Below are 23,854 nucleotides of genomic sequence, written 5' to 3' on the forward strand. Positions count from 1 at the left end.
CAGCCGTCAGGCAGAGGAGAGGCAGCCGTCAGGCAGAGGAGAGGCAGCCGTCAGGAGACAAGCGACAGGACAGGCAGCCAGACAGGCAGCCATCAGATGAAGGAACAGGCAGCGGTCAGACGATTGACTGGCAGCTCCCGCCCACCATCAATCGTCATGCAATGATCACACGCCACAAACGACTGAGGCCCCACCTTTCGGTGGGGCCTCAGCCTATCGTTTCATGACCTGGACGACCTGATTTCGATGAAACCCTGACGTCCTGTCGGTCAATCCCGCGAACGGGATGCGAAACGATTACTTGCGCATGGAGCGCTCGAACATGCGGTTCATCTCTTCGCGGTTCTGCTGAGACAGCTGCAGGGCCGCTTGAGCGTCACGCTGTGCCTGGTTGGCAGTGTTCTGAGCCTGAGTGGCGATGCTGCGAGCTTCTGCAGCGTCGGCCTGAGCGGACTCAGCGGTCATGCGGACTTCTTCCAGAGCGCTGGAAGAAGCACAGCCAGCCAGAACGGCCAGAGAAGCGGCGGCGGCGGTCAGCTTCAGGGTAGTCTTCAGAGTCATGGTGTTCTCCTTGAGTCTTCCTTGGTACTGCGTTGGTGACAGTAACATACCCGATCAGGGTATGTATCCATCAGGCTTCCTGCAAAGGCAGGCCTTTCTTGCAGCGACTTGTGCTGCTAAGCACAGGAGTCAAACGCTGTTTTATAATACACAACGGCGCTTGTCCATAGTCTTGAACGTCCCTTGCGCCCCTAAAGACTAGCGGATGACGACGCGAGTGCCAACATCAATCAAGCCGGAAAGTTCCCGAATTTCATGATTGGTCACGGCGACACATCCGTTGGTCCAGTCAAAGTTGCGATGGATGTCCATGTCTCCATCGCCGACTCCGTGTATGCCGATATAACCGCCCAGGATCGTCTGCTGGGGCGGGCTACGATGCCGGCGATAGTAGTCGAAATAGTCGTCGTAATCCTGCTGACTGTACAGCCCCGTCTCCAGCGCCATCCTGGCGTGGGTGGGCGTCGGATAGTCCAGGCCGATGAAGATGTCGAACTTGCTGTCGAAGTTGAAGCGATTGACGTGGAACTCGCCTCTTGGCGTGGTCTTGTCGCCCATGACCCGCTGGGACTTGGCGCCCCCTCTACCGACCGAAATCGGTGAGTATCGAGCCAGCTCCACCCCCCCGCGATACACCGTCAGGCGAGACTCCTGGTTATCGATCAGGACCCAGATCTCGCTGGAGGAGTCCGGGACAATGGCACGGCGAAGCTGGTCCTCCACCATGTCCATGCTGGCACTGACACCCAGAGGGAGTAGCAGCATGGCACCAAGTATCATTTGGATGAAACGGCGACGTTGACTCTGGGCGAACATGGATAAACTCACTGTGAATAAACGAAAACATCTGTGACGCAGTGTAATCCCGATTCTGCGGAACTTCACGCGGAACCTGGCCGATTTCACGGCAGGCAAACGAGCTCTGTCGCAGCTATCAAACGACGGCGCACAGAAGCGTCGCCGGCCGACGACACTCTGCCTTTACCATTCCTCACTGGTCTGGCGTAAGGCGGCGATCTCGACCTTGGCCGCCTCGAGGCAATGCTGCAATTCCTGCCCCAGATCCGCCTGCCGGTCCACGGCAATTACCCCGGACAATGCCGGCGAGCGAGGTCGACTCGCACCTTCATCGCCATGCAGCGCCTCGAGATGACCGATGACACGGTATAGCCAACTGCTGCCGTCGCGGGCCAGCTCACGTAGCCGATGAACCTCGGCCACGGCGGGTGGGTCATCACCCAGCAACAGGCTTCGCCAGTCATGTTCCGCCAGATGAGCGTGCTCGCAGACGTCGCGCAGCAGGGCGTCGATCGCCAGCTCGAACAACGCCAGGGCGCCTTCCTCGCTGGCCCTCTTTCTGGCGCCCTGGTGCTCGTCATCACCCGGCGCCACGTCCAGCAGCAACTGCGCCTGATACAACAACTGATTGGTGCGGGCCCGCGGTGTCACTTGCGCTTGTCCTCCACCACCCACTTGTTACCGTCCCAGCTCGCCTTCCAGCCACTGGCCTTGCCATTGTCGCCGTCGGTCATCACGAACTGCTCCTTGAGCTTGCGCGAGAAACGAATCTGAGCCGGGCGCCCATCCGGGTCCTGGTCCGGCGCATCGAGCAGGTAGTGGTACTTCTCCGGCAGCTCGGCGGCGTGAGGCTTCAGTTCCTTGACCAGAGGCGGACGGGTCTCCCGGTTCTTCGGGAACTTGCTGGCGGCCAGGAACAGCCCGCTGGCGCCATCGCGCAGCACGTAGTGGTCTTCCACCTTCTGGCAGGCCAGTTCCGGCATGGGAATCGGATCCATCTTGGGCGGAGCTACTTCACCGTTGCGCAACAGCTTGCGGGTATTCTTGCAGCTGTCACTGGTGCAGCCGAAGTACTTGCCGAAGCGCCCGGACTTGAGCTGCATCTCGGAGCCGCACTTGTCACACTCGATGACCGGGCCGTCGTAGCCCTTGATGCGGAACTTGCCCTGTTCGATCTTGTAGCCGTCACAGTCGGGGCTGTTACCGCAGATATGCAGCTTGCGCCCTTCATCGATCAGGTAGCTGTCCATGGCGGTGGAACACACCGGACAGCGTTCCTTGGCGCGCAGGGCATCGGTCTCGGCTTCTTCGCCGGCATCGGCGGCGACAGCTTCTTCACCCGGCAGCAGGTCGATGGTGGTCTTGCAGCGCTCCTTGGGCGGCAGGTTGTAGCCGCTGCAGCCGAGGAAGACACCAGTCGAGGCGGTACGAATCTGCATCTTGCGCCCGCAGGTGGGGCAGTCGATATCGGTGGGTACCGGCTGATTTGGCCGCATCCCCTCGTCGCTCTCGGCCTTGGCCAGCTCCCCGCGAAACTCCTGATAGAAAGCGTCGAGCAGCTCACGCCAGCTACGCTCGCCCTCGGCGATCTCGTCGAGGCTATCCTCCATGCGCGCGGTGAAGGAGTAGTCCATCAGGTCGGGGAACGACTCCTTGAGTCGCTCGGTGACGATGTCGCCCAGCTTCTCGGCGTAGAACCGTCGGTTCTCGAGCTTGACGTAACCACGATCCTGGATGGTGGAGATGATGGCGGCGTAGGTCGAGGGGCGACCGATGCCGCGCTTCTCCAGCTCCTTGACCAGGCTGGCTTCGGTGTAACGGGCCGGCGGCTTGGTGAAGTGCTGCCTGGGGTCCAGCGCGTCGAGGTGCATCGGGGTGCCCTCGCCCAGATCCGGCAGCGCCTGATCCTCTTCCTTGCGCCCCATGGGGGTCATCACTCGGGTGTAGCCATCGAACTTGAGCACCCGGCCCTTGGCCTTGAGCTCGTAGCCGTCCACCACCACGCTCAGGGTCGACGACAGGTATTCCGCCGGGGTCATCTGGCAGGCGACAAACTGCCGCCAGATCAGTTCGTACAAGCGCTCGGCATCCCGCTCCATGCCCGCCAGGTCGGTCGAGCGACGGGACACCTCGGACGGCCGGATGGCTTCGTGAGCCTCCTGGGCGCCTTCCTTGCTGGAATAGCGGTTAGGGGCTTCGGGCAGGTAGCGATCGCCGAACTCCTCACCGATATAGTCACGCACGCTCTCTACTGCCTCGCGGGACAGGTTGGTCGAGTCGGTACGCATATAGGTGATGTAGCCCGCCTCGTAGAGCCGCTGGGCCAGGGTCATGGTCTTCTTCACCGAGAACCCCAGCCGGCCACTGGCGGCCTGCTGCAGCGTCGAGGTGATGAAGGGGGCGTTGGGCTTGGACCGGGTCGGCTTGTCTTCCCGCGAGGTGATCGCAAGACTGGCCTTGCGCAGCGCAGCGATGCGCTCGAGGGTCTCGCTCTCGCTGGTGGGCCTGAACGTCTTGCCATCCTGACGTACCAGCTCGAAGCGGATGGCCTCGCCGTCCGGCGTCACCAGGTCGGCATGAACGTCCCAGAATTCCTCGGGCACGAAGGCGCGAATCTCGCTTTCGCGCTCGCTGATCAGGCGCATGGCCACCGACTGGACACGACCGGCCGAGAGCCCGCGGGCTACCTTGGCCCACAGCAGCGGCGACAGCATGAAGCCCACCACACGATCGAGGAAGCGGCGAGCCTGCTGGGCCTCGACCCTGGGCATGTTCAGCTGACCGGGGTCGGTGAAGGCTTCCTGGATGGCATTCTTGGTGATCTCGTTGAACACCACCCGGCGATAGCGTTGCTCGTCCCCACCGATGGTCTCGCGAAGGTGCCAGGCGATGGCTTCCCCTTCGCGGTCCAGATCGGTCGCGAGATAGACGGTGTCGGCTTTCTCCGCCAGCTTCTTGAGCTCGGCCACGACCTTTTCCTTGCCCGGCAGGATCTCGTAGTTGGCCTGCCAGCCATGGTCAGGGTCGATACCCATGCGTCGTATCAGCTGGCTATGCGCCTTCTGCTGCTTGTAGACCGCCTTTTCCTCAGCCGACATCTTGCGCGTCGCGGCCGCCTGGCGAGCCCGCTCCTTGGGATCGGAAGCCGCCTTGCCAGAGCCGCTGGTCGGAAGATCACGGATGTGACCCACGCTCGACTTCACGATGAACTCGTTGCCGAGGTACTTGTTGATCGTCTTCGCCTTGGCGGGCGACTCGACGATGACCAGAGACTTGCCCATAGTACTCCACAGTAGTCAGGGCGCCGCGCTCCTTGGCGAACGCCAGTATGTGCCACTCCCGCCGATGGTGGACGGGAAAAATGCGCTTACCCTAACCCAGCGCCGAACGTCGCGCCAGTCACATCGGTTCGAGCCCCAGGCAGGCTAGACGCATGCCCAGCCGTTTCCCCACGACTGACGCCCTGGCGTCCACCTGACATCGCCAAGAGACTAGCCCTTACCTCGACGGCCGACAAGCCGCCCCTCAGAACCGACTTGCCCCTGCACGAAGCAGGGGCAAGCGGAATGGTCGATGTCTCACACTCGATCATCGAAGGCGGTCAGGCGCTTGACTAGCGCTTGCGCCGCTGCCCTCGGGGCGATCCAGTGCTGCGCCGACGGGTCGCTGCAGGCGCCTTCTCGGCGTCATTGCCTCCCTCGCGAGAGGCTGGCGTGGCGGCCTGGGCAGCCTTGGGCTCGGCCTCAGCCACAGGCTTGGTCTCGACCTCAGGCTTGGCCTCAGGTTTGGCCTCAGTTTTAGCGTCAGCCGCCGGCTTGGCCTCGGACTTGGTCTCGGGCTTGGCCTCAGGTTTAGTTTCAGCCGCCGGCTTGGACTCGGGCTTGGTCTCGGGCTTGGCCTCGGTTTTAGCGTCAACCGCAGGCTTGGGCTCGGGCTTCGCCTCAGGTTTAGTTTCAGGCTTCGCTTCGGCAGCCGGCTTCGCCTCGGTCCTCGCCTGGGCCTTTGCCGCAGGCGCATCAGCAGGCTCGGCGTCGGCCTTGGGCGCGGCCTGGGCCTGCCCTTCGACGCGGGAAGCTTCGCTTGCAGATTGACGAGTGCCGCGCTTGGCTGACGTGCCGCTAGCCGGCGACGTCTTGGCGCTGCTGTTACCACTGGCCCCACCACTGCGGCGGGCCGTACGACGCGTTGCCGGACGGGCCTTGCCAAACAGCGCCTTGATACGCTCGAAACGAGCGGCGGCGTGCTCGCTGAGCTCACCGCTGGCCGCCAGTACATGCTCGATATGCTCGATATGGCCGTCGATCGTCTTGGCATCGAGCCCCTTGAGCAGCTCGGGAATGGCCTCCAGCGCAGCCTCACGATCCTGCTTCAGGATAAAAAACTGATCGCGCATCAGATGCTTGAAGTCTTCCAGCCGCAGCTCCGGCTCAAGCTCGCTGCGTGACGCCTGCAGGCGGCGGAAATTGCGGCCATCGGTAGCAGGAGCACCACCCAGCACGAAGATCACCGAGCGCATCACGGCCTCGTGGGCGCCGCCTTGCGCCACCTGCTCGCGCACCTCCTGCTGGCGACGCTGGATAAAGCGACGACGCTCCGGCTCGGAGCCAGGCACCTGACGCTCACCCTCCACGGCGCCTTTCAGCCCCACCAGCGACTGCAACAGCGGCTGACCGTAGAGGTCAAGGAAGGCCTTCTCGAGGGCGCGATCGCGCAGTACCCGCCAGGCATCCAGACTCCGCGAGATCAGGCTCGACCCGATGTCCTCATACACTCGGAAGATGTTGTCATCACCGAGTTCATGACGATGCTTGCGCACCGACTCCGCCATCACCGGCAACGACGACATCATCGGATTACGATCGGACAGCAGGCGATAGCCCATGCGATTGGGGTGCATCTTGCGCATCCAGCGAGCCGACTCGGGTGTCGACACGGCACGAATCCAGGGTTGCAGGAACTGACGATAGAGCCCCAGATTGATCTCCGAGACCCTGGCCACCGTGGCGAAACGCAGCTCGTCCTCGGGGCTATGCTTGACCACCTGATTCAGGTCGTCGAGGTCCCGGGTAGAGAACTCCAGCAGGTAGTCCCGCTCGATCAATTCGGCGTCGGGCCGCTCGCTGGCCTTGGACACGGTGGTCTCGTAGAGCCCCGGCGGCAGCACGTCGATGTAGTCCATGTTGGCGGTGAACTCGGCGTGTTCCTTGCGCGAGACGCTGCCGGAAACGAAGATGCCGAGGTGGCCGGTCTTGTCATGGACGCAGTAGACGATGGTCTGCTCGTTGGCGATGATGTCGTCGACGCCGTCGTAGAGATCACGCACCCAGCCAAGCGCCTGAGGCGGCGGCGTGATGTCATCACCTTGTGAGCAGAACACCACCACCGGGGAGCGCACGTTGCGAAGATCGATACGGCGCCCGTCGGACGTCACAAGCTGGGCCGTGGACAGGCGATTGCCGACAAACAGGTTGTCGACGATGTACTGGATCTCTTCTCCACCCAGCACCACATGGCCGCCCCACCAGCGCTCGAACTGAAGATAGCGATCGGCTTCGGTATCGACATGGGCGTACAGGTTGTACTGCTTGTCCCACCAGGTGTTGGCCGGATTGAGGCGTTCGAAGTTCTGCACCAGCCAGGCCCCGTCGAACAGGCCATCGCCCATGTCCGAGAGCATATGGGTGGCCCAGCTGCCGCCGGTCATGCCGCCGGTATAGCGCATCGGCGCCTTGCCGCGCTCCCCGGCCCAGTAGGACAGCGGTGCACCGGCGATCAGGATCGGTCCGAACAGCTCGGGCTCGAGCGCTGCCGCCATCATGATCTGCCAGCCCGCCTGACAGTTGCCCACGACCATCGGTTTTTCGCTATCGGGATGCAGCTCCGCGACGTGGCGCAGGAAGGTGACCTCGGCTTCAACCACGTCCTCGACCCGCTGCCCCGGGACGGGATAGGGCATGAAGGCGATGAAGTAGCAGGGATGGCCGGCGCGCAGTGCGATACCGATCTCGCTGTCGGGCTTGAAGCCACCGATACCCGGGCCATGCCCGGCGCGCGGGTCGACCACCACGAAGGGGCGTGCCAGTTCATCGGTCTCTACACCCTCGGGCGGGTGCACGCGCAAAAGCTCATAGTTGACGGGGCGAGGCAGGGTCTCGCCTTCCATCACGATGTCGGTATCGAAGCCAAGTACGGTGGGGCGGGTCTTCTCGATATGTTCGAGGTATTCGTTGCCGCGCTGGCGCATGACATCCCAGTAGAGGATGCTGCGCTCGACGCTGTCACGCCAGTAGTCGGCCGCGGCACGGCCGAAGCCGAAGGGGTCGAACAGTGGAGCAAAGGGTTCCGCCAGCGCGAACAGGGGCGCGGTGGCGCTTGGCATCAACGCATTCATATAGGCTCCCAGGGTTGCGTGATGCGCAGCAGGCGATCCTTGCGTCTGCGCACTTGTTGCAGTGCAATATAGCGCAATAATGCAGGTACTGCGAAGCCCCCTCCTTTCGGAGCTGCACATCGTGTAGGAGATTCACTGTAGAGCGGGTACGCTCAAAAACACAACGCCCGGCAATGCCGGGCGTTGTGGGTAGCTGAAATACCGCTTTCGCTCTACTTCACTTCGATACCGTGTGCCTGCTGATCGGCATGGTAGGACGAGCGCACCAACGGGCCGGAAGCCACGTGGGTGAAGCCCATGGCGCGCCCCTGCTCGGCGAACCAGTCGAACGTGGACGGCGGCACCCAGCGATCCACCGGCAGGTGATTGCGAGACGGCTGCATGTACTGCCCCAGGGTCAGCATGTCCACGTCGTGGGCACGCAGGTCGCGCATCACCTCGATGACCTGCTCGTCGGTCTCGCCGACACCCAGCATCAAGCCAGACTTGGTCATCACTTCGGGACGGCGCGCCTTGTAGCCCTTGAGCAGGTCCAGCGACCACTGATAGTCGGCCCCCGGCCGCACCTTGCGATACAGACTCGGCACCGTCTCCAGGTTGTGGTTGAAGACGTCGGGCGGCGTGGTCTCGAGGATGTCCAGCGCCACCTCCATGCGACCACGAAAGTCCGGCACCAGTACCTCGATCTCGATGCTCGGGCTATCACGACGAATCTCGCGGATGCAGTCGACGAAGTGCTGGGCACCGCCGTCACGCAGATCGTCACGGTCGACGGAGGTCACCACCACATAGTTCAGGCGCATCTCGGCGATGGCCTCGGCCAGTTCGCGCGGCTCGCGCTCGTTCAGGGCGTTGGGACGCCCGTGAGCCACATCACAGAACGGGCAGCGGCGGGTACAGATATCGCCCATGATCATGAAGGTGGCGGTACCGCCGTTGAAGCACTCGCCCAGGTTGGGGCATGAGGCTTCCTCGCAGACGGTGTGCAGGCCATGACGTCGCAGGGTCTCCTTGATACGGGTGACTTCCTTGGACACCGGCATGCGTACCCTGAGCCAGTCCGGCTTGCGCGGAATCTCCTCCGTGGGGATCACCTTGACCGGGATCCGCGCCACCTTGTCGGCGCCGCGAAGCTTCACTCCCCTTTCGCTGCGGGCGTTCTTCTTGGCCTTGGCGGCGGCGGCCGCCGCCTGGATGGCGGAACTGTCTGTCATTTCACTGTCCTGTGAGGATCGCTCGGGAGACACGTTGCTGTGACGGCCTTCGGCGTGCCCTGTGCGATCAGTCAAAATTGTGGGCGTCGAGCACTCCCGGCAAGCCGGGGCGCTCGATCAGTTCGCGTTGTCCCAGTCGCGTCGCCAGCGTGCGCAATAGCCGACGCGCTTCGGCTTCCATGTCCAGCCTCGAAGAGACCAGATCGGCCAGCCGGGTCATCTCGAGTCCAGCGTAGCCACATGGGTTGATAAACGAAAATGGCGTGAGATCGACCTCGAGATTGACCGCGATGCCATGAAAACTGGCACCCCGTCGAATCCTCAACCCCAGTGAGGCAATCTTGCGTTCACCGACGTACACGCCAGGCGCGTCAGGCCGGGCGCTTGCCTCGATGCCATGCTCGCCCAGGGCATCGACCACGCTGTCTTCCAGCGCACTGACGAGGTCTCGGACCCCCAGTCTGGCACGCTTGACATCGATCAGCGGGTACAGCACAAGCTGACCCGGGCCGTGGTAGGTCACCTGCCCGCCGCGATCGGTCTCCACCACCGGAATCTCGCCCGGCATCAACAGGTGCTCGGGCTTGCCTGCCTGGCCCTGGGTGAACACCGGCGGGTGCTGGACCACCCAGATCTGGTCAGGCGTATCGCCATCTCGGGTGTCGGTCAGTTCGCGCATCGCCTGCCACACTGGCCGATAGGGCTTGAGCCCCAGATGATAGACGTCGATCGCCTCCATCACACCACCATGTGCACGCGGCCTGTGGCCTTGAGTTCGTCGAACAGCGCCTTGAGCTGGGCTTCACCGGTGGCGCGCATGGTCAACCGCACCGACTGGAAGCGCCCGTTGCGACTGTCGACCACCTCGAGGCTGCTGCCCTCGAAGGTAGGATCATGGCGATGCACGATCTGGCTGACGGTGGCGGCGAAGTCCTCGGCAGCATCTCCGACCACCTTGATCGGATAGTCGCAGGGAAAGGTGATGGTGACATCCGCCGGATCCGGCCCTGCCTGGGTGCGCAGATCGCGAAAGGTCCTGTCGTTCATCCGATGCCCCTTACAATGGATACCCGAGTATTCTACTCAACCTTGGCATCACGACCAAGGACGCCGGCCGAGGCGACTCACCTCGGCCGGCGTCACGGCGACCACAGGGCGCGCATTGACGCCAGGGCCGCACCACAGGGACGATCAGTCGAACCAGCCGCCGACCAGGTCGCTGAAGAAGCGCTGGACCTTGTCGATCATGCGCTTGAACAGCCCACCCTGCTCTACCGCTTCCAGCGCCACCAGGTCACGCTCGCCGACCACCTCGTCCCCGAGGCGCACCTCCATGGTGCCGACCCGCTGGCCGGCGGCGATGGGCGCGGTCAAGCCACTGTCGATGTCCAGGCGCGCGGTGAGCTCGTCATTTCGGTTGCGCGGCACGGTCATGTAGACGCCATTGTCGACGCCCACCTTGAGCTCGTTGGTGCTGCCTTCCCACACCCGCGGCGTGTTGAGTACGGCGCCACGGTCATAAAGCTTCAGTGTCTCGTAGTAGCGGAAGCCATAGCTCAGAAGCTTCTGGGTTTCCTGGGCGCGGGCTTCTTCGGAGCTGGTCCCCATCACCACCGAGATCAAGCGCATGTCATCACGCTGGCCCGAGGACACCAGGCAGTAGCCGGCCTCTTCGGTCCAGCCGGTCTTGAGGCCGTCGACGCTGGGGTCGCGCCACAACAGACGGTTGCGGTTGGCCTGTTCGATGCCGTTGTAGGTGAAGTGCTTCTGGCTGTAGATGGCGTAGTGTTCCGGGTAGTCCAGAATGATGTGCCTGGCCAGACGCATCAGGTCCCGTGCCGAGGAGTAGTGATTCTCCGACGGCAGCCCGGTGGCGTTCTCGTAGTGGGTGTTCTCCATGCCCAGCTGGGTGGCGTGCTGGTTCATCAGGTCGGCAAAGGGGTCCTCGCCGCCGGCCAGATACTCGGACATGGCGACGCTGGCGTCATTGCCGGAGACGATGACGATACCGTGGAGCAGTTCCTCGACGGAGACACGAGTACCGACCTCGACAAACATCTTCGAGCCGCCGGTACGCCAGGCCTTCTCGCTGATCGGCACCATGTCGTCGGGTTGGATGTTGCCCCGATCAAGCTCACGTTCGACCAGGTACGCCGTCATCAGCTTGGTCAGGCTGGCCGGCGGCAGGCGCTGGTCAGAATTGTGCTCGGCCAGGACTCGTCCGCTGTTGGCGTCGATCAGGATCCACGACTTGGCCGCCAGCTGAGGCGGTGCCGGGATCATGACCTGGGGCTCTGGCACGTCCGGTGTCGGCGAGTCGGGCTGCTGAGCACTCGTCAGGGGCGCCACCAGGGCCGCACATACAAAGGCCACGGGCAACCAGCGGCGAGTAAAGGATGACTTAGCGATCATGGTGAAATGTCTCGTTACAACAATCAGGGAAAGCGGTGATCAGGGCCACCGCACAATGCTTCCAACAGCCGGCCTCACTGGAACCACCGGCATCGACCGGCCGGACGATCAGCGAGGCGTCGGCTGCACTTCGTCGACACCTAGCGAGCATCGACGACAAAGGTCTGCGCGAATCCCGCCTGGCGCAAGCGTTCGCGGACCGGCTCCGCCTGCCCGCGGCTCGCCAGCGGCCCGACCTGCACCTTGTGCAGACCGGCGGCGCTGGCCACACGCACCTGCTGATTCAACCGCGTCTCCAGATCCGCCTTGAGGTCTTGCGCGCTGTCCGCCGATCCCAGGGCTGCCACTTGAATATAGATGCCGGGAGTCCCGGCCGCGGGCGCCTGCGGGGCGCTCTGGCCTGCTGCCGGCGACGCGGCGGACGGCGCGCTGGGCGCCGCATTGGGTGCAGCACGGGCTGTAGTACTGGCTGTGGTACTGGCCGTAGTTCTGGTCCCAGTACTGGCCGCAGCGCTGACTGGCGCGGCGCGCACACCCCCGCTGACCGAGTCGCTCGACGCACCCGCGCCGCGACTGGCCTGCCACTGATCGGGATCGATCACGCTGACCCGCACCCGGCCCGTGCCATGGTCGAGAATATCGAGCCGCGCGGCCGCTGCGTAGGACAGATCGATCTCGCGGTCGTCGTGGAAGGGGCCGCGATCGTTGACTCGCACGATCACCGACCGCCCGTTGTCCAGGTTGGTCACCCGGGCGAAGGTCGGCAACGGCAGCGACTTGTGCGCCGCCGTCATCTTGTACATGTCATAGATCTCGCCGTTGGAGGTCGCGTAGCCGTGGAACTTCTGACCGTACCAGGAAGCGGTACCCTCGCGCTGATAACCGCTCGGGTCATCCAGCACATGGTAGGTCTTGCCCCACACCTCATAGGTCGAGCGGTTGCCGGCGCGTGAGCGTGGCTCGTCGCGCGGCACCGCGTCCGGCACCTGACTGACGTCCGGCGGCGTCTCGGGATAGGCGTCGCCGCTCATGGCATAGCGCCCACCCGCCGTCGCCCGCGAATCCTGAGGCGTCGCGGCCGCCTGCTGAGTGGTCTCCGGGGCGGTCCCGCCACCGCCGGCACAACCGGTCAGGGCCACCAGCAGCGACAGGGTCGGCAACAAGGGCGCGCGCAGGGTCATGAACTCACCTCCGTGTCCAGGGCATGCCACCACTGGGGCTTTCCCAGCGAGCGCACCTCGGCGATGGCCTCCGACAGTTCCGTGACCGCCATGGCGTAGAGGTGGCTGTGGTTATAGCGGGTGATCACGTAGAAGTTGGCCCCACCCAGGCGGTAGTGGGTGCTGCCGTCTTCCATGTCCAAAGCCAGCGGCACCACCTTGGCATCCCCCGGCAGCGGCTCCACCGGCTGGATGCCCTGGGCTTCCAGTTCGGCAACGCGGGCGTAGGGCGGATCGGTGCGGTTGAAGCGAATCGAGGACGGCACCGAGCTGGGGCCTTCGGCCTCCCAGTACAGGGTGCCACCCGCCTGCCAGCGGTGCTCGGCGAAATAGTTGGCCACACTGCCGATGGCATCCACCGGATCGGTCCACAGGTTGCGCTGGCCGTCGTCGTTGAAGTCGACCGCGTAGGCCTGGTAGCTGGTGGGAATAAACTGGGGATAGCCCATGGCACCGGCGTAGGAGCCCTTCAAGGCTCCGGGATCGACGTTCTGCTGGTAGGCAATGTCGAGAAAGGCCTCGAGCTCCCCCTCGAAGAACTCACCGCGCCGGGGATGATGAAAGGCCAGCGTGGACAGCGAATCGAGCACCCGATGATCACCGGTGATACGCCCGTAGCGGGTCTCGACGCCGATAATCGCAGCGATCACCTCCGGTGGCACACCATAACGCGCTTCAGCGCGATCGAAGGCGTCACGATGGGCCTCGATAAAGGCCGCGCCCTCGTTGATGCGCTCTTCACCGAGGAAGATGCCACGATAGCGCTCCCAGGTCAGGTGATGCTCGGCGGCACCGCTCATGGCCTCGAGCACCGACGGCTGGAACTCTGCCCTGGCCATGGCGCGCTCCAGCCACTGGCGCGAGACGCCCTGGCGCTCGAGCCGATCCATCATCGCGTCGACCTCCGGCGAGGCGAAATCCTGCGCCTGGGCCGCCAGCGACAGCGAGGCCAGAAGCCCACACAACGCCGCGCCGAGGCCTTTCCTTCCCTGGACCAGGGGTACTGTCATCGATCTTCTCCCTTGGGGAACCCGCAGGCGCCGCCGCCCCTGCAAAGCCGGCAAGCGCTTCGCTCGCCGGCCCCACCGTGGCCACTGTCGCCGCCTCTCTCCGGGCCCCCGTTAGCCTGGTCGCCAGCCCCTAGCGTGGCAGCAACCGGCGATGTGCATTGACCGCCATGAGAATACCGAAACCGGCCATCAAGGTCACGCTGGACGTCCCCCCGTAGCTCACCAGGGGCAGCGGTACGCCGACCACCGGCAGGATGCCGCTGACCATGCCGATATTGACGAAGACGTAGATAAAGAAGGTCAGCATGATGCCGCCTCCCAGCAATCTGCCGAAGGTATCCTGGGCGGCACCCGCCAGCCACAGTCCACGCGCGACGATCAGCAGGTACAGCAGCAGGAAAGCAAGCATGCCGACCAGCCCGAATTCCTCGCCCAGCACGGCCACGATAAAGTCGGTGTGCCGCTCCGGCAGGAACTCGAGCTGCGACTGGGTGCCCTCGAGCCAGCCCTTGCCCCAGACGCCCCCGCTGCCGATGGCGGTGGTCGACTGGATAATGTTCCAGCCGGCGCCCAGCGGGTCGCTTTCGGGATCGAGAAAGGTCAGCACGCGCTGACGCTGATAGTTGTGCATGTTCATCCACAACAGCGGCAGCGCTGCCCCCGCCAGCGCCACCATGACACCGATAAAGCGCCAGGACAGCCCCGCCAGCAGGATCACGAAGACCGCCGCTGCCGCCACCAGCAGCGAGGTGCCAAGGTCCGGCTGGCGCGCGATCAGGCCCACCGGCAGAGCGATCAGCAGCGCGCAACCGGCCAGCGCGCGCCAATTGGGTGGCAGCTCGTGGCGACTGAGCCAGGCCGCCACCATCATCGGCATGGCGATCTTCATCATCTCGGAAGGCTGAAAGCGCACCACGCCGGGAATCACCAGCCAGCGCTGAGCGCCCATGCCGACGTCACCGAGGATCTCCACCGCCACCAGCATCACCAGGCCGGCCAGATAGGCCGGCAACGCCCAGCGCATCAGCGTCGCCGGTGAAAACTGCGCCAGCACCAGCATGACCGCCCAGGCCACACCGAAGCGAATCGCCTGGGCGGTGACCACGTGAACGTTCTCGCCACTGGCGCTGTAGAGCACCGCCAGGCCACTGCACATAAGCACCAGCAGCATGCCGAGCAACCAGGGATCGACGTGCATCCGTTGCCAGAACGAGGTGCGTCGGGCGATACCGCTGGCAGGGGGACGCACCGGGTGGCCGCGCAACGAGCGCACAAAATCGATGGCCATCAGTCTTCCTCCTCGGCGGCGGTCTCGTCGGTGCGCGGACGACCGGCGTTGTGGTCGAGAATCCAGGCATCGGCCATGGCCCGAGCCAGCCCCGCGGCGTGGGTCGACCCGCCACCGGCGTTCTCGACGATGACCGAAATGGCGATTTGAGGGTCCTCCACCGGCGCAAAGGCCATGAACAGCGCATGGTCGCGCAGACGCTCACGCAGTTCGGCGGCGTTGTACTTCTGGTTCTGCCCCAGCGAGAACACCTGGGCGGTACCCGACTTGCCGGCCATGCGATACTGAAGGCCTGCCCCGGTGCGCCGTGCCGTGCCCTCGCGCCCGGACAGCACCTTTTCCATGCCGTTGAAGACCCGGGTCCAGTAGTTCTCGGGGGCCTCGATATCCGGCGGCGTGTCGGGCAGATCCACCGGCACCGGCTGGTCGCCGATGCGCTTGGCCAGCCGCGGGCGCACCCAGTGGCCGCGATTGGCGAGCACGGCGGTCGCGGCCGCCAACTGCAGCGGCGTGATCTGCAGATACCCCTGGCCGATACCCACCGACAGCGTCTCGCCGGGATACCAGGGCTGATTGAAGCGTGCCTTCTTCCAGTCTCTGGATGGCAGCAGACCATCCCCCTGCCCAGCCACGTCGGCAGCGACCCGGGTGCCGAAGCCAAAGGCCCCCAGGTTCTCGTCGATACGATCGATGCCGAGCTCGTGGGCCAATGAATAGAAATAGGTGTTGTTGGACACCGCCAGGGCGCGCTCGAGATTCACCCGTCCATGCCCCCAGCGCAGCCAGTTGCGGTAGCGCCGGTCGTCATTGGGCAGCTGATAGTAGCCCGGGTCGTAGATGACCTCGTCCGGGGTAACGGCCCCTTCGATCAACCCGGCCATAGCCATGAACGGCTTGATCGTAGACCCCGCCGGATAGCTGCCCCGGGTCGCCCGGTCGAACAGCGGCAGATCGATATCGCTCTGCAGCCCGCGGTAGGACTTGACGTCGATACCGGTGACAAACTGGTTGGTGTCGAACCCAGGCACCGAGGCCATCGCCAGAATTTCGCCGGTCTGGGGCGCGATGGCGACGATGGCGCCACGCCGGCCATCGAGCAGATCCACAGCGAGCTGCTGCATGTCCATGTCCAGGGTCAGGGTCAGGTCCTGACCCGGCTCGGGGTCGGTGTGCCCCAGCTCACGCAGCACCCGCCCCCGGGCGTTGGTCTCGACCTTTCTCAGCCCCGCACGACCGTGCAACTGATCCTCGTAGAAGCGTTCCACCCCGGTCTTGCCGATAAAGTGGGTACCGGCGTAGTTGCCCGGATCCAGGCTCTCGAGCTCTTCGGCGTTGATCCTGCCCACGTAGCCAAGCGCATGGGACATGATCTCGGCGTCGGGATAGAAGCGCAGCAGCTGGGCCTGCACCTCCACTCCCGGCAAGCGGTGGCGATTGACCGCAAGCCTGGCGATCTGCGACTCGGTCAGATCACTCATCAACAGCGCCGGCTGGTAGGGACGCTGACGCTGGCGTGAACGCACCTTGAAGGCGTCCACCTCTTCGTCCGGCAGATCCAGCAGCTCGACCAGCAGCTCCAGGGTGGCATCGAGATCATCGACCCGCTCACGCACCAGGGTCAGGTTGTAGGTGGGACGATTTTCGGCCAGCAATTGGCCGTTGCGGTCGTAGATCAGCCCGCGGGTCGGGGGCAGCGGCTCCACCCTCACCCGGTTCTTCTCGGATCGGGTGCTGTAGACCTCGTGCTGGACGATCTGCAGATAGCACAACCGCCCCACCAGCAGGCCGGACAGCAGTACCACGACCACCCCGGCAAGCGTCGCACGCACACGAAAGATGCGCAGCGCGTTCTCGGGGTTCTTGAGGGTTTCGCGACGCTTACGCATGCGAGAGGCAATCCTTGTCTGACGCAGGAGCCATCATCGGTGGTAGGGGTGTCCCACCATCAGGGTCCAGGCACGGTAGAGCTGCTCGGCCAGCACCAGCCGCACCAGTGGATGGGGAAGGGTCAAGGGTGACAGCGACCAGCGCTGGTGGGCGCGGGCCGACAGCGTCGGGGCCAGGCCATCCGGGCCGCCCACCAGCAGCACCACATCACGCCCGGCATGACGCCACTGATCGGCCTCATCGGCCAGCCGCTCGGTGGTCCAGGGCTTGCCGAGCACCTCCAGCGCCACCAGATGCTCATCGCCCTTGAGGCGTGCCTCGATGCGCTCGGCTTCCTGGGCCACGGCGCGCGCGGTATCCGCGTTCTTGCCGCGATGGCCCGGGGCGATCTCTTCGACCTCCAGGCGAAAATCCCGCGGCAGACGCTTGCGGTACTCTTCGACACCGTCGGTCACCCAGCCTGGCATGCGTGTTCCCACCGCCAACAGGCGGACCTTCATGCCTTGGCCTCTTCCTCTGATGCCGGTGCATCGCTGGGAAGGTCCGACCACAGTCGCTCCAGGTCGTACAGCGCACGGGTGTCCGGCATCATCACGTGGACCACCACGCCGCCGAGATCGACCAGCACCCAGTCCGACCCGTTTTCACCCTCGACGCCCAACGGCTGAACGCCATTGTCCTTGGCGTTGGTAATGACGCTGTTGGCCAGCGCCGACACATGTCGTGTCGAGGTCCCGCTCGCCACCACCATCCAATCGGTCACACTGGTCAGCCGAGACACGTCGAGCACCTCGACGTCCTTGGCCTTGATATCGTCAAGCGACTCGATCACGAGCGCCTTCAATGCTTCAATCTGCATAGCCCCTCATCACTGGGTAGTCATCGACCTCCCATTGTACCTGTTGGGAAGCCGAGTGGCAGCGCCAATCCAGCGCCTGATCGAATTTCTCGGACCGCCTAGCCCTGGCTGCCGCGCTCAGACCGCGCGGTACAGGCGTTGTGCCTGGATACGCTCTTCGACTGCCGGGGGCAGCAGGTAGCGCACGCTCTTTCCCTGCATCAGGCTGTGCCTGACGAAGGTGGCCGAGATCGCCATCCGCGACGGCAGCGACAGGCGCAGCAGTCGGCCCTGGGGCTTGGCCATCAGGGCATCGCCATGCTCGACCTCACGCCCCTCGATCAGCGCCTGAAGCGCTTCGGGCAAGGGCGCTTCGTGATCGGGGCGTTCGACCACCACCAGATGGGCAAGCGCGAAGATCCTTTCCGGGTTGTGCCAGTTCGCCAGCTTGAGAAAGGCGTCGTGACCAAGGGCCATGACGATGCGCGCCTCGTGGCCGTAGCGCTCACGCAGGGACTCGAGCGTCTGCACGCTGAACGACGGGCCCTCCCGTTCCAGCTCGCAGGGGTCCGCCGCCAGCCCCGGGGTATCGCCGATCCCCAGGCGCAACAGCTCGAGCCGTTTTTCGGCGGTGACCTGGGGCCGATCGCGCAACGGAGGCTGAGCCGCGGGGATCATGTGCACGCCATCGAGCGACAGCGCAGCGCGAAGCTCAAGCGCGGTGCGCAGATGGCCTAGATGGACGGGATCGAAGGTGCCGCCAAGCATGCCGATGTGCGCAGGACGACCCTCGACGTCAAAGCGAACGGCGCCACTCACTGTCGAATCTGGCCATCGCCGAAGACCACATACTTGCGCGTGGTCAGCCCTTCGAGCCCCACCGGCCCCCGGGCATGCAGTCGGTCGGTGGAGATGCCGATCTCCGCACCGAGCCCGTATTCGAAGCCATCGGCAAACCGGGTCGAGGCGTTGACCATGACCGAACTCGAGTCGACCTCTGCCAGAAAGCGGCGTGCCAGGCTGTAGTTCTCGGTGACGATGGACTCGGTGTGACGCGAGCTGTAGCGCTCGATATGCGCCATGGCCTCGTCGATGTCATCGACTACCCTGACCGACAGCACCGGCGCAAGGTACTCGGTGGCCCAGTCCTCGTCACTCGCCGTGAGCCAGTGATCGACGATCGCCCGGGCGCGGGCACACCCCCTCACCTCGACGCCCTTTTCCGCGTAGTCAGCGGCCAGGGTCGGCAGCAGGGCCTGCGCCACCTGTGCATTCACCAACAGCGTTTCCATGGCGTTGCACACGCCGTAGCGATGGGTCTTGGCGTTGACCGCGATGGCACGGGCCTTGTCCAGGTCGGCGGCGGCGTCCACGTAGACGTGACAGATGCCGTCCAGATGCTTGATCACCGGCACCCTGGCCTCACGCGAAATACGCTCGATCAACGACTTGCCACCACGGGGAATGATCACATCGACAAATTCGTCCATGCTGATCAAGCGACCCACGGCGGCGCGGTCGGTGGTCGCCACCAGTTGCACGGCGCCCTGAGGCAGTCCGGCTTCGGCCAGCCCAGAGGCGATGCAGCGGGCCAGCGCCTGGTTGGACGCGCTGGCCTCGGAGCCCCCACGCAGAATGCAGGCATTGCCCGATTTCAGGCACAGGCTTGCGGCTTCCATGGTGACGTTGGGGCGAGATTCGTAGATGATACCGATGACACCCAGGGGCACGCGCATCATGCCGACCTGGATACCGCTGGGCCGAGTGCTCAGGCCATCGATCTCACCGACAGGGTCGGGCAAGGCAGCGACCTGGGTCAGGCCCTCGATCATGGCGTCGATGCGGCCGTCATCCAGGGCAAGGCGATCGAGCAGAGCCTCGTCGAGCCCCTTGTCGCGACCGCGCGCCAGATCCTGCCGATTGGCCGACAGGATCTCTTGACGAGACGCGTCCAGCGCCTGAGCCATCGCCTTGAGCGCCTGGTTCTTGCGCGCGGGTGGCAGGCGACGCATATCGGTGGCAGCAACACGGGCCGCCTGGCCCATGGCGGTCATGTAGGCGTCGATATCGGCGACGCACTCGGCGGTGGCATTGGCGGATGAGTCGGACACGGTGAAACGAGTCTCCTGGTAGAACGAGGTCTCCGGTCAAAGAAAGAAAGCTTGCACCGGGATGACAACGCGGACGTGATGCGGATCGTGAACCACAGAAAGGATCATATTAAGACAGCATGCGGAACAAGTACAAAGTCGGCCTGTTCAAGCTGAACCTGTTCGCCGCGGCCGCACTGCTGGCCCTTTGCGCGGCGACATCGGCGCGGGCGCTGGACACCACGCTGCTTGGTCTGGCCGCGCTATGGCTCGGGATCACCGGCATCGTCATCGAGTTCAGCCACCGCCGCCATGCCTACCGCGCCTGGCTGGTGGTGGCCAGCGTGCTGCTTGCCGCCCTGGTGATGCTCTCGCCCGACGCCAACGGTGCCTGGCTGTGGGCCTGGCCTTTCCTGTTGATCCTGCCCCAACCCCAGTGGATGCTGATACTCAACGCCAGCCTTGCCGGGATAAGCTGGTGGAGCCTGATCACCCAGATGAGCCTTCATCATTGGGGCCTGGCAGGCGCGCTCTTGCTGTGCCTGTGCTTTCTTGCGATCGGACGTGCGCTGCCGGGCGGACATTCGCAACGCCTGATGCGCAGGAGAGCCCGTCTGGCGCCCGGACTGCCGCTGTGGTCAGCCAGCCAGCTGGAACGCGACCTGGCTCGGGAAAACAGCCGCGCCACCCGTGACGGCGTCCACGCCGAACTGGTGGTGATCCAGATCCATGGACGTTCTCTGTGGCGGGTCGCCCAGGACATCTGCACACGCATCAAGCGGTTCGAGAACGCCTATCGGCTCAACGGACGTACCGTCGCCGTGATGCTGACCAGTCGAGACGCCGTGCAGGCCAGGCAACGACGCCAGGAACTGCTGGAAGACATCGCCGTGCCGCTCACAGTACGCACCGTATCGATTGCCAATCTGGACAACCTGCCCATGGTGCTGGCGGCCCTGGACAAGCAGTGCCCTGTCACCCAGGTGGTGGAGGACGACGCATGATCGAGCCACCCCAGTGGGTCCGTTCCTGGCGCGTCTGTGCCGATGTCATGGGGACCTTGCTGCTGGCGTCACTGGCCCTGTGGCACTATCTGCTGGGGCAATACGAGAGCATCCTGCTGCCGGCGTCCCTGAGTTGCCTGATGGCCGTGATCACGGTCTTCGATACCAGAAGAGCCTCGCGCGTCTCGAACTATCTGCTGCTGCTGTGCGGCTGCCTGGCCCTTTATGACCAGACGGTGCTGCAGGCATCGTTCGACGCCTTCTGGATCAGCGTACCTATCACCCTGATCCTGCTGGTACTGCCCTTCGGCCCTGCTCTGGTGCTGGCGCTGGCCGTCATGCCGATCTGGCTCATGGTGGTCGGCCAGTCTTCGCCAAGCCTCGATCAAATCAAGTTTCTGCTGACCTTCCTTGCGGTCACCTCCCTGGCCGGCTGGGAATACCTGCGTCAGCGCGACCTGAACCGGGCCACCGACCCCAGCGACGTCGACTGCGATGCGATCAATCGCGCCACCCTGCACGAGCGCCTGAACGGGGAGTTCGAGCGCGCCCAGCACCTGGACCAGCGGCTGGCGGTGGTGATCCTGCACCTGCCACAACTGGAAATCGCCAGTGAGCAGTACGGCTCTCGCACTCAGCTAACGCAACTCGACCAACTGTGCCAGGCGGTACGCCTTCACTGCCGTGACCACGATATTCTGGGACGGGAATCCCATGACACCTTCTGGCTGGTACTGCCCAACACCACCGAAAGTGGTGCCATGCTGGTGATCAAGCGACTGGAACAGGCGCTGTCCGAGGTTCGCCTGTCGGACATCGGCCCCTTGACCCTACGCTCACGGCTCTGCGCCCTGAACGCCAAGGAACCCTGGCAGCATTTCGAGCAGCGACTGGCTCGCCGCAGCGAGGCACTGGCCGTCACTCCCCTCCCACCCGGTCGCTCCTGACCACCCTGTCTGTGGCAGAATGCCGAAACATCACGACGGCCCAACGCAAAGGAGAACAGGGTGGGAAATGCCGGGGACTGGTTGATTCAGTGGGCGCCTTCGCCCGGACTGTTGCTGCTGCTGATCTTTACCATCGCGCTGGTGGAGTCGCTTGCCCTGATCGGCGTGGTGGTGCCCGGCGTCGTTCTGATCACCGCCGGCGCCTCCCTGGCCGGCCACTACGACATCGCGGTTGGCTGGGTCATCGCCTGTGCCTTTGCCGGTGCCGTGGTGGGAGACGGCGCCAGCTACGCCATCGGCTATCGCTACCGTGAACAGGTCACCGCCATGTGGCCGCTGTCGCATCACCCGGAGTGGCTGGCCCGGGGTGCACGATTCTTCCAGCGTCATGGTCCTCTTTCAGTGCTGCTGGGGCGATTCGTCGGACCGGTCCGCCCCATCGTGCCGCTGGTGGCGGGCATTCTGCGCATGCCGCCGACGACCTTCACCTGGGCCAATCTTGGCTCCGCCCTGCTGTGGGCACCGGCCTACATCCTGCCCGGTTATCTGCTGGGTCGAACCTGGCAACAGTGGCTGGCATTGCCGGACGACCTGCACCCCTGGCTGACAGCGCTCGGCGTCACCGTGGCGGTGCTGGCGCTGCTGTTCTCGCTGGTCCGCCACCACGCCTCGCCTCAGGGCCTGCTGTACCGTAGCTTCGCCTGGTTCAGCCATCACCTGCCCGGCGGGAGGCGCCTGTGGCAGGCCCTGGCCCCCCACCACGAGGAAGAGCCTCCCCTGGCCAGTTGGCTGTTGCTCCTGGGTGCACTGACCGCGCTGAGCGCCTGGACGCTGGTCGTGCTCCAGGCAGACGGACCGCTGATGATGGATACGCGGCTTCACGCCTTGATCGGCGGGCTCGAGCTACCCGGACTTCTGGCGCTGTCCGAGACACTGGCCGAGGCGGGAGATACCCTCGGCGTGGCGGCATTGGCACTGCCCTGGCTGGTGTGGCTGGCCAGCCGCCGTCACTGGGCGGCACTGGGCCACGTGAGCGCTGGACTGATTGCCATCGCCACGCTCAACACCCTGGGCAAGGAGGTGATCGGCCGCCTTCGTCCGGATGCCCCTGACTATCTCGCCCACTCTCTGTCCTATCCCAGCGCCCACACCTCGACGGCGGTGGTCCTGTACGGCATGGCGGCCGCCTTTATCGCCCAGACGCTGCCACGCCGCCAACGCTTCTGGCCCTACTGGGTGGCGATCGCCATCGTCGTGCCCATGGCATTGTCACGTATCGTGCTGGGCGTGCACTGGCTGAGCGATCTCGTCGGGGGTGCCCTGCTTGGCCTGGTGGTCTGCGCCATGGTTCAACTGGCCTGGCTCAGGCGGGACCGGACGGCCCTGACGCCGTGTCCATTACCGGCACTGCTGCTTGCCTCGCTGGCCCTGGTCAGCGCACGCATCCTGTGGCTGCCGCCGGTATAGGAAGGTGACACGCCCCCGAACCGACACCTCTGGCAAGGCGGGCCCGGGGCCTTGTCCAGACAGCGATGAGTGCCGGCACTTTCCAGCCAGGCCCTAGCCCAGCGCCAGCCACAGGCCCACACCAATCATCAAGGTCCCGGCGATGCGGTTGAGCAACCGTACACTGCCCCCACGTGCGAGCAGGTGACGCAGACTCTTGCCGCCGCTGGCGTACAGCAGAAGGCAGGTGAACTCGAGACTCAGGATCACCAGAATCAACCCCGCCAACTGGGTCAGCACCGGCCGCGCCGGATCGATAAAGGGCGGCAGCAATGCCACGAAAAAGGCCCAGCCCTTGGGGTTGGCGACCGCAGTGACAAAGCCCTGCATGGCCAGCTCCCGTCGCTTCGGCGGCGCGGTATCCTCAAGATTGTCAGGGATCGCCATGCGCCCCCGTGAGCGCCACATCAGCCACCCCAGATAGACCAGGTAGGCCCCTCCCAGCCACTTGAACAAGGCAAACAGCGCCGGCAGCTTGAGCATCAGTGCCGCCACCCCCGCACCGGCGGAGAAGGCCACCAGCCCCACGCCAACCAGCTCCCCCAGCATCATCCACAGCGCCCGCTTCACCCCCTGGGTCATGCCCAGCACCATGGCCAGGGTCATGCACATGCCTGGCGTCAGCGAGACCAGAAAGAAGGTCGGAACGAACACAGAGAGAACGGACAGACTGGGCATGGATTTCCTT

Annotated in this window: 21 protein-coding genes; 3 read left to right on the top strand and 18 right to left on the bottom strand. The window is 64.5% G+C overall.

The window, feature by feature from the left end:
* Positions 1 to 297 precede the first annotated feature (297 nt).
* The 17 genes from C9F12_RS10730 to C9F12_RS10810 all read right to left on the bottom strand — a co-directional run bounded on the left by C9F12_RS10730 (position 298) and on the right by C9F12_RS10810 (position 19,673).
* Positions 298 to 561 carry an Lpp/OprI family alanine-zipper lipoprotein gene (locus C9F12_RS10730; RefSeq protein WP_045992670.1) on the bottom strand — a complete coding sequence of 88 codons (264 nt, stop codon included), beginning with the start codon at positions 559 to 561 and terminating at the stop codon, positions 298 to 300.
* Between the two features lie 198 nt (positions 562 to 759).
* Complete coding sequence (locus C9F12_RS10735; RefSeq protein WP_231498647.1) at positions 760 to 1,326, bottom strand: L,D-transpeptidase; 567 nt, start codon at positions 1,324 to 1,326, stop codon at positions 760 to 762.
* Positions 1,327 to 1,542: 216 nt separating this feature from the next.
* Positions 1,543 to 2,010: a DUF6586 family protein gene (locus C9F12_RS10740; RefSeq protein WP_045992672.1), complete on the bottom strand. Its 468-nt coding sequence runs from the start codon at positions 2,008 to 2,010 to the stop codon at positions 1,543 to 1,545.
* Positions 2,007 to 4,640, bottom strand: coding sequence for a type I DNA topoisomerase (gene topA, locus C9F12_RS10745; RefSeq protein WP_045992673.1), 2,634 nt, complete (start codon positions 4,638 to 4,640; stop codon positions 2,007 to 2,009). The genes C9F12_RS10740 and topA overlap by 4 nt, the downstream gene beginning before the upstream one ends.
* A 332-nt stretch (positions 4,641 to 4,972) precedes the next feature.
* On the bottom strand, positions 4,973 to 7,738 hold the full coding sequence (locus C9F12_RS10750) for a DUF3141 domain-containing protein (RefSeq protein WP_239452543.1): 2,766 nt from the start codon (positions 7,736 to 7,738) through the stop codon (positions 4,973 to 4,975).
* A 224-nt stretch (positions 7,739 to 7,962) separates the two neighbouring features.
* Positions 7,963 to 8,964 (bottom strand): lipoyl synthase, encoded by a 1,002-nt coding sequence (gene lipA / locus C9F12_RS10755; RefSeq protein ID WP_045992674.1) that lies wholly within the window; start codon positions 8,962 to 8,964, stop codon positions 7,963 to 7,965.
* 67 nt (positions 8,965 to 9,031) lie between these two features.
* The gene (lipB, locus tag C9F12_RS10760; protein ID WP_045992675.1) at positions 9,032 to 9,703 is read right to left on the bottom strand and encodes a lipoyl(octanoyl) transferase LipB; all 672 of its coding nucleotides are present in this window, start codon (positions 9,701 to 9,703) and stop codon (positions 9,032 to 9,034) included.
* Complete coding sequence (locus C9F12_RS10765; RefSeq protein ID WP_045992676.1) at positions 9,703 to 10,011, bottom strand: DUF493 domain-containing protein; 309 nt, start codon at positions 10,009 to 10,011, stop codon at positions 9,703 to 9,705. Before C9F12_RS10765 ends, lipB begins: the two co-directional genes overlap by 1 nt.
* Before the next feature lie 144 nt (positions 10,012 to 10,155).
* A complete protein-coding gene (locus C9F12_RS10770; RefSeq protein ID WP_083970391.1) occupies positions 10,156 to 11,376 on the bottom strand; it encodes a D-alanyl-D-alanine carboxypeptidase family protein in 1,221 nt (406 codons plus the stop codon).
* Positions 11,377 to 11,516: 140 nt separating this feature from the next.
* Positions 11,517 to 12,587, bottom strand: a complete 1,071-nt coding sequence (locus C9F12_RS10775) for a septal ring lytic transglycosylase RlpA family protein (RefSeq protein WP_240184230.1) — start codon at positions 12,585 to 12,587, stop codon at positions 11,517 to 11,519.
* A complete protein-coding gene (gene mltB / locus C9F12_RS10780; protein ID WP_045992678.1) occupies positions 12,554 to 13,606 on the bottom strand; it encodes a lytic murein transglycosylase B in 1,053 nt (350 codons plus the stop codon). Before mltB ends, C9F12_RS10775 begins: the two co-directional genes overlap by 34 nt.
* A 130-nt stretch (positions 13,607 to 13,736) precedes the next feature.
* Positions 13,737 to 14,894, bottom strand: coding sequence for a rod shape-determining protein RodA (rodA, locus tag C9F12_RS10785; protein ID WP_108132837.1), 1,158 nt, complete (start codon positions 14,892 to 14,894; stop codon positions 13,737 to 13,739).
* Positions 14,894 to 16,780 (bottom strand): penicillin-binding protein 2, encoded by a 1,887-nt coding sequence (gene mrdA, locus C9F12_RS10790; protein WP_108448861.1) that lies wholly within the window; start codon positions 16,778 to 16,780, stop codon positions 14,894 to 14,896. The genes rodA and mrdA overlap by 1 nt, the downstream gene beginning before the upstream one ends.
* A gap of 33 nt (positions 16,781 to 16,813) precedes the next feature.
* Positions 16,814 to 17,281, bottom strand: a complete 468-nt coding sequence (gene rlmH, locus C9F12_RS10795) for a 23S rRNA (pseudouridine(1915)-N(3))-methyltransferase RlmH (RefSeq protein WP_108132839.1) — start codon at positions 17,279 to 17,281, stop codon at positions 16,814 to 16,816.
* Positions 17,278 to 17,640: a ribosome silencing factor gene (gene rsfS / locus C9F12_RS10800; protein ID WP_108132840.1), complete on the bottom strand. Its 363-nt coding sequence runs from the start codon at positions 17,638 to 17,640 to the stop codon at positions 17,278 to 17,280. Before rsfS ends, rlmH begins: the two co-directional genes overlap by 4 nt.
* A 117-nt stretch (positions 17,641 to 17,757) precedes the next feature.
* The gene (nadD, locus tag C9F12_RS10805; protein ID WP_108448871.1) at positions 17,758 to 18,387 is read right to left on the bottom strand and encodes a nicotinate-nucleotide adenylyltransferase; all 630 of its coding nucleotides are present in this window, start codon (positions 18,385 to 18,387) and stop codon (positions 17,758 to 17,760) included.
* Between the two features lie 47 nt (positions 18,388 to 18,434).
* A complete protein-coding gene (locus C9F12_RS10810) occupies positions 18,435 to 19,673 on the bottom strand; it encodes a glutamate-5-semialdehyde dehydrogenase (protein WP_083970559.1) in 1,239 nt (412 codons plus the stop codon).
* A 176-nt stretch (positions 19,674 to 19,849) separates the two neighbouring features.
* Between C9F12_RS10810 and C9F12_RS10815 the strand changes: the two genes are divergently transcribed.
* The 3 genes from C9F12_RS10815 to C9F12_RS10825 are packed head-to-tail and all read left to right on the top strand — an operon-like array spanning position 19,850 to position 23,127.
* On the top strand, positions 19,850 to 20,713 hold the full coding sequence (locus tag C9F12_RS10815) for a hypothetical protein (protein ID WP_108448862.1): 864 nt from the start codon (positions 19,850 to 19,852) through the stop codon (positions 20,711 to 20,713).
* On the top strand, positions 20,710 to 21,660 hold the full coding sequence (locus C9F12_RS10820; RefSeq protein WP_045994177.1) for a diguanylate cyclase: 951 nt from the start codon (positions 20,710 to 20,712) through the stop codon (positions 21,658 to 21,660). Before C9F12_RS10815 ends, C9F12_RS10820 begins: the two co-directional genes overlap by 4 nt.
* A gap of 60 nt (positions 21,661 to 21,720) precedes the next feature.
* The gene (locus C9F12_RS10825) at positions 21,721 to 23,127 is read left to right on the top strand and encodes a bifunctional DedA family/phosphatase PAP2 family protein (protein WP_045994176.1); all 1,407 of its coding nucleotides are present in this window, start codon (positions 21,721 to 21,723) and stop codon (positions 23,125 to 23,127) included.
* 93 nt (positions 23,128 to 23,220) lie between these two features.
* Here the strand turns inward: C9F12_RS10825 and C9F12_RS10830 are convergent, their stop codons facing one another.
* Entirely contained in the window at positions 23,221 to 23,844 is a 624-nt protein-coding gene (locus tag C9F12_RS10830; RefSeq protein WP_045994175.1) for a LysE family translocator, read from the bottom strand.
* Positions 23,845 to 23,854 lie beyond the last annotated feature (10 nt).

Source organism: Halomonas sp. BN3-1 (genome assembly GCF_003056325.1).
In the GTDB taxonomy this organism is placed as follows: Bacteria; Pseudomonadota; Gammaproteobacteria; order Pseudomonadales; family Halomonadaceae; genus Halomonas; species Halomonas litopenaei.